Origin of the sequence: Psychrobacter sp. TB15, from assembly GCF_000511655.1 — a bacterium.
In the GTDB taxonomy this organism is placed as follows: Bacteria; Pseudomonadota; Gammaproteobacteria; order Pseudomonadales; family Moraxellaceae; genus Psychrobacter; species Psychrobacter submarinus.
Genome location: NZ_AYXN01000039.1, coordinates 20,513 through 29,449 on the forward strand (window position 1 = coordinate 20,513; position 8,937 = coordinate 29,449).

The 8,937-nt window shown below is 44.9% G+C and carries 7 protein-coding genes and 1 pseudogene; 6 read left to right on the forward strand and 2 right to left on the reverse strand.

Annotated elements, in window-relative coordinates; all coding sequences use genetic code 11:
* Positions 1 to 61: 61 nt before the first annotated feature.
* Entirely contained in the window at positions 62 to 1,138 is a 1,077-nt protein-coding gene (locus tag W234_RS0109790) for an RNA-guided endonuclease InsQ/TnpB family protein (RefSeq protein WP_025646678.1), read from the forward strand.
* A 135-nt stretch (positions 1,139 to 1,273) separates the two neighbouring features.
* On the opposite strand, the gene glnD is transcribed toward W234_RS0109790, so the two are convergent.
* On the reverse strand, positions 1,274 to 4,024 hold the full coding sequence (gene glnD / locus W234_RS0109795) for a [protein-PII] uridylyltransferase (RefSeq protein ID WP_025646679.1): 2,751 nt from the start codon (positions 4,022 to 4,024) through the stop codon (positions 1,274 to 1,276).
* 150 nt (positions 4,025 to 4,174) lie between these two features.
* On the reverse strand, positions 4,175 to 4,966 hold the full coding sequence (gene map, locus W234_RS0109800; protein WP_025646680.1) for a type I methionyl aminopeptidase: 792 nt from the start codon (positions 4,964 to 4,966) through the stop codon (positions 4,175 to 4,177).
* Between the two features lie 343 nt (positions 4,967 to 5,309).
* Between map and W234_RS0109810 the strand changes: the two genes are divergently transcribed.
* From W234_RS0109810 to W234_RS0109830, 5 genes and pseudogenes are all read left to right on the forward strand, one after another.
* Positions 5,310 to 6,383: an esterase/lipase family protein gene (locus tag W234_RS0109810; protein WP_025646681.1), complete on the forward strand. Its 1,074-nt coding sequence runs from the start codon at positions 5,310 to 5,312 to the stop codon at positions 6,381 to 6,383.
* Positions 6,384 to 6,442: 59 nt separating this feature from the next.
* Positions 6,443 to 7,543 (forward strand): lipase secretion chaperone, encoded by a 1,101-nt coding sequence (locus W234_RS0109815; protein WP_025646682.1) that lies wholly within the window; start codon positions 6,443 to 6,445, stop codon positions 7,541 to 7,543.
* Between the two features lie 176 nt (positions 7,544 to 7,719).
* Entirely contained in the window at positions 7,720 to 7,842 is a 123-nt protein-coding gene (locus W234_RS14895) for a hypothetical protein (protein ID WP_264673187.1), read from the forward strand.
* Between the two features lie 245 nt (positions 7,843 to 8,087).
* Entirely contained in the window at positions 8,088 to 8,528 is a 441-nt protein-coding gene (locus W234_RS0109825; RefSeq protein ID WP_025643546.1) for a transposase family protein, read from the forward strand.
* A gap of 8 nt (positions 8,529 to 8,536) precedes the next feature.
* Positions 8,537 to 8,920 (forward strand): annotated as a pseudogene (locus W234_RS0109830) (transposase family protein); the annotation flags it as partial.
* Positions 8,921 to 8,937: the final 17 nt, after the last annotated feature.

The following is an 8,937-nucleotide window of genomic DNA, read 5'->3' on the forward strand; positions in this document are numbered from 1 at the left end:
CGTTGTCGCCCAGTATGGTGAACCCCTTGATACCCAGCTGCATTGAGATCATAATTATCCCATGAAAACGCTCAAGCTACGCATCAAAGACAAACACGCCACTCAGCTTAATATCTTGGCTGGTGCAGTCAACTTTGTCTGGAATTACGTCAATGAGCTAAGTTTTAAACATTTACAGCGCACTGGCAAATTCTTTTCAGCCTATGACTTGGCCGCTTACACCAAAGGGGCGGGTGAATACCTAAATCTACACAGTCAAACCTTGCAAGCGATTAGTGAGGTTCACACCAAAAGCCGTAAACAGTTTAAAAAAGCCAAACTCAACTGGCGCACCAACAACCCAAAGGCCAAGAGAAGAAGCTTGGGCTGGATTCCGTTTAAAAAGACCGCCATAAAACATCTATCAACTCGTCAATCAGGCAAGAAAAGCCTTAAATCTACTATTCAGCTAAGCCTTGCTAAGGGTGAAAAGCTGATTATTGATCTATGGGACAGCTATAACCTAGCCCTGTACAGCATCAATACTATGGAGCTAGTGCAAGACAATCGCGGCTACTGGTATGCCTGTATCACCGTCAAAGAATTTCCAAAGACTAAGTGTGGCACAGGCCAAGTCGGTATCGATTTAGGCTGTAAGGATTCAGCAGTCAGTAGCGATGGTGATCAGCTACAAACCAAAGTCACCCATCAATATGCTGAAAAACTGGCCATTGCCCAAAGAGCCAAGAATAAAAAACGGATCCGTGCGATACACGCCAAGATCAAAAACACCCGCCAAGATCTGATCCATAAATTCACATCAAAGCTTGTTAAAGCCAACAGCCTAATCGTTGTTGGAAAGATTAAATCAACATCATTCACTTCATCCAAACTGGCCAAATCCGTCTATGACGCGGGTTGGTTTGAGATTAAGCGGCAACTGGATTACAAATGCGCGAACGCAGGTTGCCACTATATCGAAGTCAATGAAGCGTACAGCACCCAAACCTGCTCGTGTTGCGGCTCTCGCCAAGACAGTCCGAAAGGTAGATCAGGTCTTGGTATAAGAGAGTGGTTTTGTCGTTCTTGTAAAATGACCCATAACAGAGATGTTAATGGAGCAAAAAACATTCTCGCGGTCGGGCTTGGCCGTCTTTAGTAGGAATCCCCGTTCCTTTAGGTCGGGGAGGAAGTCAAAGAAGCACTGTTGCTCGCCGTGATTTGTAATTATAGCTATTGACTGCTATTTAGTACTAAGTCTGAATGCTTTTAAAGTAACTCAGTCAGTTTTCCACTAGCTATGACTATTATCAGGGCGAACGCTTAGACTGGCTATCAAGGCCTCTTTTAGGGTTTCAAGCTTACTGTCAGATAAGGGCGCGTCATTTTGATCGCTAATATAAAACATATCTTCAGCGCGCTCGCCTAGAGTCGTAATACGAGCGGCGTGCACTTCTATACTTTGCTGCAAAAACACTTGACCTACACGTGCTAGTAGCCCAGGCTGATCGAGCGTCTGTAAGCTCATAATATGCTGATTAGACGCTTCATTGAACTCAAAGCTAATCGTCGTTGGGACATCGAAATACAGTAGTTGTCGAGGCATGCGTTTGCTGGTTAATTTAGGAGCGCTAGGATCTTTGAACGCATTGATTAAGCGCTGTTTTAACTCTTCTTGCTCGTCAGTTTCCGTCAATAAAGTACCGCTACGGTCAAGTAACACATAAGAGTCCAGAGCAAAATCGCGTGTGGCGGTGATAATACGAGCATCTAATACATCCAAGTTCATGTGATCAAAGACCGCCATCGTTACTGCAAATAGATTGTCCTGATTTTGGGTGTAAACAAATACTTGTACCGCATCTAGCGCCAGCTCCCGATGCTCACGCAAGACGACCAAAGGTGCACTATCAGCATTTGAAGCACGGCCAATCGGCGGATGCGCCAAAATCGCTGCGGTATGCCAAAGAATGTCCTCAGCGATCTCCCGCAAAAAGTATTCATCGCCTAAGTCATCCCACAGGCTTAGCACCTCTTCACGGTCCATGTGCTGATTATCTGCTGAATCCAGCATTTGCGTAGCCTGCTGACGCGTGGCACGGATCATATCTTGACGATTAGTCGGCGCGTCAATATCTGCGCGTAATATCCGCCGCGTCTGCGAATATAGCTGCTTCATAAGACTGGCGCGCCAGCTGTTCCAAAGCTGCGGGTTGGTGGCATTCATATCCGCCACAGTCAGTACATATAGATGATTGAGATGGGTGACATTGCCGATAAGGTCTGCAAATACAGTCACCACATCAGGATCTGAGATGTCCTTTTTCTGCGCGGTCATCGACATTAGTAAATGATAGCGCGTCAGCCAGCCTACCAGATTAGCATCTGCGAGACTCATACCATGCTTGAGACAAAACTCAATGGACTCAGTCTGCCCAAGCTCGCTATGATTACCGCCGCGACCTTTGGCGATATCATGAAACATCGCCGCGAGCACTAAGATCTCTTTTCGCTCGATACGCTGAAAGATAGCGCTAACCAGCGGAAAGTCTTGCTGAAACCTGTCGTCAGTAAAGCGATGCAAAATACGAATCAAAAACAGCGTATGCGCATCGACCGTATAGCGATGGAACAAGTCATACTGCATGAGTCCTGTTACTTGTGCAAAAGAGGGGATGTAATTACCTAAGACGCCATAACGGTTCATCGTTCGCAGACGGTGGAACAAATAGTTTTGCTCTTTAAGATTGGCTAAAAACAGCGCTTGATGCTCAGGTGTGTCACGGTAGTTCTGATCAATACCGCGGGCTGCGACTTTGAGCGCGCGTAGCGTATGGGTGCGCACTTTTTTTATGCCTTGCTGCCCCATCAGTAAGAACATCTCTAGTATCGCTTCTGGATGCTGAGCAAACACACGATGATGGGCGATAGCGATTTGATCGCCGATTTGATTGAAACGCGCATTCAAAGGGCGTTTTTTTGGGCGCTGCTCTTCAGGCAAGTGCGGCTCTATGATAGTTTCAAAATAATGATTGATCAGCATCTCAGATAACGTCGATATCTGCATAGCGCAGCGGTAGTAATCGCGCATAAAACGCTCGACTGCGGCGTTGGGCTCGTCATCAGGCTGAGTCTCGTAACCCATGAGCTGCGCGATATCACGCTGATAATCGAACAACAGCCTATTTTCATTGCGGCCAGTCAGCTCATGCAAATGATGACGTATCTGCCAGATATAACTCTCAGCAAAGCTGAGCTCATCGAACTCTTTTTCGGTCAAAAAGCTCTGCTGAACTAAATCATAGAGCTTACCAACTCGAAAATAGCGCTTAGTCACCCAGCCAATAATATGGATATCACGTAGACCGCCAGGGGCTGTTTTTATATTCGGCTCAAGATTGTATTCAGTGGCATTGTGGTGTAGGTACCGGTTTTTGGCTTCCTCTATTTTGATCTCGTAGAAATCGAGCTGCGACCACAGCTTATTAACGACGGCGATAGGTGTATCTTTTAGATCGTTATTACCGATGAGTAGTCTTGCTTCGAGTAAGGAGCTGGCAACGGTATGATCATGAGCGGCCTCTAAGCACTCGTCAACGCTACGTACCGCAAGCGCAGGCTCCAAGCCAACGTCCCAAAGCATAGCAACTAAGCGATCTATTTTTGTGCTGACTTCTGTGCCGATATCTTCAGGAGAGAGTAATAAAATATCGATGTCTGAATACAAAGACAGCTCACCGCGACCATAGCCGCCGATAGCAAATAGTGCCAGATCAGTCTGCTCCAATTCAAACCATAAAAACAGACTGCTTAACAGCTCATCGATAGCGCAGGCGCGCGCCGCAACTAATTGTCTGATATTGACCCCGCGCTCAAGCGCTCGGCTGATATCTTCATTGATCTGAGCTAGCCACTCAGGAATGCCTAGCAAGGACTTTTTGCTAGGGTCATTGACGACCAATAAAGGCGTGCCTGCTGACTCATCAGGAGCAGCTAATGCAGGTAGAGGCGTGATATAAACAGAGGCAACATCGCAAGTAAACATGATTGTTATTCCATAAATCAAATACTTAGAAAGCAGAAAACCGAGAGCTATAAAGCTATACTGAAGGTTGTCATACTATGTTTTTTTTAATACTATAAAGTATAAATCAACCGCAAAAAAAAGACCGCGTAAGCGATCTTTTTTAGGTAACTATTGGGTCAAAAAACTCAAATCTTCTTCAGGGCGCGTGGTAAAGACCTCGCAGCCATTATCCGTCACCACCATCGTATGCTCCCACTGTGCTGAGAGCTTACGATCTTTGGTGATCGCCGTCCATTCATCAGGCAAAATCTTGGTCTGCCATGTGCCTTGGTTGATCATCGGCTCAATAGTAAAAGTCATGCCTGTTTTAAGCTCAAAGCCTGTACCTTTTTTGCCATAATGCATCACTTGCGGCTCGTGGTGAAACTCGTTACTGATGCCATGACCACAGAACTCACGTACGATACTAAAACGCTCAGGCTCGACCACCTCTTGAATCGCCGCACCAATATCACCGAGACGCGCGCCGTCTTTGACTACGCTCATACCCGCATACAGTGCCTTTTGCGCGACATCACAAATGCGCTTAGCCATGATAGAACCTTCGCCAACGATCCACATCTTTGAGGTATCACCGTAGTAGCCATCTTTGATGACCGTTACATCGATATTGATAATATCGCCGTCTTTAAGCAGCTTGCTTTCGGTAGGAATACCGTGACAAACCACATGATTAACAGAGGTGCAGATAGATTTTGGGAAGCCGTTATAGTTCAGCGGTGCTGGGATAGCGCCTTGCTCATTGACGATATAATCATGAGCGATTTGATTTAGCGCTTCGGTACTGACGCCAACTTTGACATGCTCATCTAACATGACTAGGACGTCGCTGGCGAGCTTGCCCGCTACACGCATTTTATCTATGGCTTCAGGAGACTGAATGAGGGATTTCTTTATCATATTCTTATACTTACAGTTATAGATTTGAAGTGCTCTAATTATAGCATAAATGCTTTATTAGAGGATCGAAGAGGTTATAGTTCATTATATGGAGATAATGTGCGTAAATCACAATATCTATTTAACAATCAAAAGTTGGCTATTGACCTGTCAGTTTTTAAAAAAACCAATTGTCAATTGATTATTGCAAATTATATGAGTAGTGTAATTGAAATGCCAAATGGATTGGCATAGGTTTTTTGCGAGCTGCTACTGACTGCAATCAAATATGCTGTATTAAGTAGTTTGTGTTATTGAGCTTATAAAAAGACCAATTAACCTCAGTAAAGACAAGGAAGTGCTCATGACATTTAATACAACTCTCCTCACGACCTCAAAAAACAAACTGCTGCCTGTGCTCAGTGCTTTAGGTACTAGTGCGCTATTAATGACTATGCCAGCGACCTCAGCGCAAGCGGCAGGGCAGTACTATAATTGTGCCAACGCCAATGGCTGCACGCTAGTCGATAGCAAATACTTTACCTCCAGTTATACCAAGACTCAGTATCCAGTGGTCATGGCTCATGGGCTTGGCGGTTTTACCAAGCTGTTTGGGGTCTTAGACTATTTCAACGGGATTCCTAGTGAGCTGATGAAAGGTGGATCAGAGGTGTACACCACCAAAACATCAGCGGTGAATAATAGTGAAGTCCGCGGCGAGCAGCTATTACAGCAAGTCAAAACCATCACTGCCATTTCAGGCGATCCAAAAGTCAATTTGTTTGGGCACAGTCAAGGCGGTATAGACATCCGCTATGTCGCTGGCGTTGCACCAAAATACGTCGCCTCGGTCACCGCCGTATCAAGCCCAGAGCAAGGCTCAAAAACAGCCGATTTTGTCAAAAACGTCCTTGAACCAAACAATGACACAGGTGAGCCATCAAACGTCACGACACAGCTGGTATCAGGGGTGTTTAATTTGATTGGCGGCTTTACAGATGTGGGATCAGGCATCAGTATTAAAGAGATACAAGCGCAAGATGGCTGGCAATCACTCATGGCGCTATCAACCGATGGTGCGGCCAAATTCAATGCCAAATTCCCCGCAGCAATGCCAACAAGTTACTGTGGTCAGCCAACCAGTACCTCTGCAAACGGTATCAAATATTACTCATTTAGTGGTGTCGGACAAGTCGTGAGAGCCCTTGACCCTAGTGATTATCTGCTTGCAGCAACAAGCGTACCGTTTTTATTTGATGCCAATGATGGTCTGGTCTCTGCCTGCTCAAGCCGACTTGGGTATGTGATTCGTGACAACTACCTCATGAACCATTTGGATTCAGCCGATCAGGTATTAGGTTTGACCGCATGGGGCGAGTCTAAGCCCAAGTCCATTTATCGTACTCAGGTCAATCGCCTAAAAAACGCCAATCTCTAACCCCAATGACCATCTATTTAATGACGATCTATTTAATGATTGCCTAAGAACTCGTATCTATGTCAAAACATCGCCGCCCCGCTTATCTACCGATTGTTATAATCGCTGTGGTCATCATAGTCATCGCGGCGGCGGTGATTGTGTGGTTTAAACCAGATAATAAACCGATGGCGACTCAGCAGTCGCTATCTGCTTCACCCACTGATAAGTCTGAGAGTACACTGTCCACGGCGCAAAGCAATACTCAAGCTGAGGCACCATTTGCTCAAAGCGATGCTTTATTTGTCACTGGATTGGAGCGTTTGCCGCGCTCATTGAAAGGCACGCAAGTGGATGGTGAGATTATCATTGATGAGCACAAGCAATTGGTCGTTACGGAAGGCTTACGGCGGTTGTTCGATTATTTTTTGTCCGCAATAGGAGAGGAGGAGGAAGCGGTTATATTTGCGCGTGTCGAGAGTTATATCCGTCACCATACCCCAGAGCCTGCGGCCAGCCAAGCGGTCGCTATCTTTGGCAACTATGTGGCGTATCTCAAAGCACTGCCTGATATAGAAAAACGCTATGGCAATCTGCAACTGCAAGCGACCAAAAATGGTGAGCTGGATTTGAATGCCATTGCTCAGCAAAAGCAAGAGGTAGCGAGTTTACGTCAGCAGTATTTTGACAAAACCACCATCGAAGCCTTCTTTGGTGCAGAAGATAACTACGATGACTATAGTATAGAGATGGTCAGAATCAACCAAAACGAGCAAATGAGCGAGGCACAAAAACAGGCTGCCAGACAAGATTATGTGAGCCGTCTACCAGATGGTGCGATCAAAACCAATATCCTGCAGCAAGCCAATCTTAATGAGCTTATGATCCGTACTGAGCGGATGAAAGCGGCAGGTGCCAGTCCTGAAGCGCTATACAACATGCGCCGAGAGTTAGTGGGTGTACCAGCGGCCGAGAGACTGGCGCAAGTCGATCAAGAAGATGCCGACTTCGATCAGCGTTTTCAACAGCTACAAAGCCAAAAGCAGCAAATTCTGGCGCAAACTACTGACAAGGCGAAAGCACAAACTCAAATCACTCAGTTAGAAAAACAGTTGTTCAATAATGCGGAGCGTAAGCGTTTGACCGGTTATGCCGCCTTGCAAAAGAGTGAGCTTGAATAGTCCCTGTTACATTAAAATCTAGCTGTTAACACTAAGTAACTTACAGCAATGGTAAAAACAGTAGTTAATAGTAGCTCATTGAGCTAAGTTTATTAGCTAGAGCGTTCTTATCGTTATATTTCTCTTATTTGAGAACTATAGTAATAAATTTATTAAATACTAACTTAGGAGTTCACATGAAAAACACAATTAAATTAGTAATGACCAGCATAGCTTTAGTTAGCGTCTTAGCAGGTTGCCAGTCATTAGCCACGCAGCCAACCGCTGAGCCAAATATCACTGGTACCGATGTGATCTAAACTGAGGTTACAGCGCGTAGAAGCTACTTTATTCTTTCAACCTTTAAGACCTTGCTAATTAGCGAGGTTTTTTTGGCTAGTTCTAGAGTCAAATTTATCTTAGAGCAACTTGTTACGAGCTATCAGATGGTAACAAGTTAGCAGTTAGGTGGTTAGCAGCTCAGACATCAACAAGCAAATAGACCTCTTGCAAAAGTAGCAGAGGGAATTAAAATAAGAAGAACATTCATCGTTGTCTAAGAACCATGCCAAACATAGATAAGCTACTCAAACAAAGTGACGCTGGTTTTAAACGCTACACTGGCATTCATAAAGCCACCTTTTATGACATGCTTGATGCCATGCAAGAGCATGAAGCATCTAAGACCAAATCAGGTAGACCAAGTGTGCTCAGTCTTAAGGAGCAGATACTACTAGCCCTGACTTATTGGCGTGAATACCGCACGCTTTATCATATCAGTATGGACTTTGGTATTCATGAGTCTTCTGCTAGCCGTATCATTCGTAAAGTAGAAGACACACTGATTGACTCTGGCAAGTTTGAATTACCTAAAAAGCTGCCTAGTCGTGTCGATGACGACATCAATTGGTCAGTCGTCATTGTTGATGCTACCGAAACCCCTATTGAGCGTCCAAAAAAAACCAAAGAGACTACTACAGCGGTAAGAAAAAACAACACACCTTAAAAGCGCAGGTTATCGTTCATTGGCAAACTGGTTTGATACTTGATGTGCAAACCTGTAAAGGGTCAATCCACGATTTTAAGCTGTATAAAGATACTTGTCCTGACTGGTTACCTTGTGACGCCAAGCTACTAGCCGATAGTGGTTATCAAGGGTTAGCAAAGTTACATGAGCAAACTTTCACGCCATTTAAGAAACCTCGTGGTGGTCAGTTATTAGAGATATGCAAACAGGCCAATCACTATCTGGCAAAGTTCCGTATTGTGGTTGAGCACAAAATAGGCTTAATCAAGTTGTTTAAAATCGTGGCTCATAAATATCGCAACCGTCGTCAGCGCTATGATCTTAGAATGAAGCTGTTTGCTGGTATCATTAATTCCGAGCTTAAATTATGACTTTTGCAAGAGGTCTA

What these genes read in the sequence shown, in the direction of transcription:
- W234_RS0109790 (WP_025646678.1), top strand. Translation starts at nt 62, where the DNA reads ATGAAAACGCTCAAGCTACGCATCAAAGACAAACACGCCACTCAGCTT.
- glnD (WP_025646679.1), bottom strand. Translation starts at nt 4,024, where the DNA reads ATGTTTACTTGCGATGTTGCCTCTGTTTATATCACGCCTCTACCTGCA.
- map (WP_025646680.1), bottom strand. Translation starts at nt 4,966, where the DNA reads ATGATAAAGAAATCCCTCATTCAGTCTCCTGAAGCCATAGATAAAATG.
- W234_RS0109810 (WP_025646681.1), top strand. Translation starts at nt 5,310, where the DNA reads ATGACATTTAATACAACTCTCCTCACGACCTCAAAAAACAAACTGCTG.
- W234_RS0109815 (WP_025646682.1), top strand. Translation starts at nt 6,443, where the DNA reads ATGTCAAAACATCGCCGCCCCGCTTATCTACCGATTGTTATAATCGCT.
- W234_RS14895 (WP_264673187.1), top strand. Translation starts at nt 7,720, where the DNA reads ATGAAAAACACAATTAAATTAGTAATGACCAGCATAGCTTTAGTTAGC.
- W234_RS0109825 (WP_025643546.1), top strand. Translation starts at nt 8,088, where the DNA reads ATGCCAAACATAGATAAGCTACTCAAACAAAGTGACGCTGGTTTTAAA.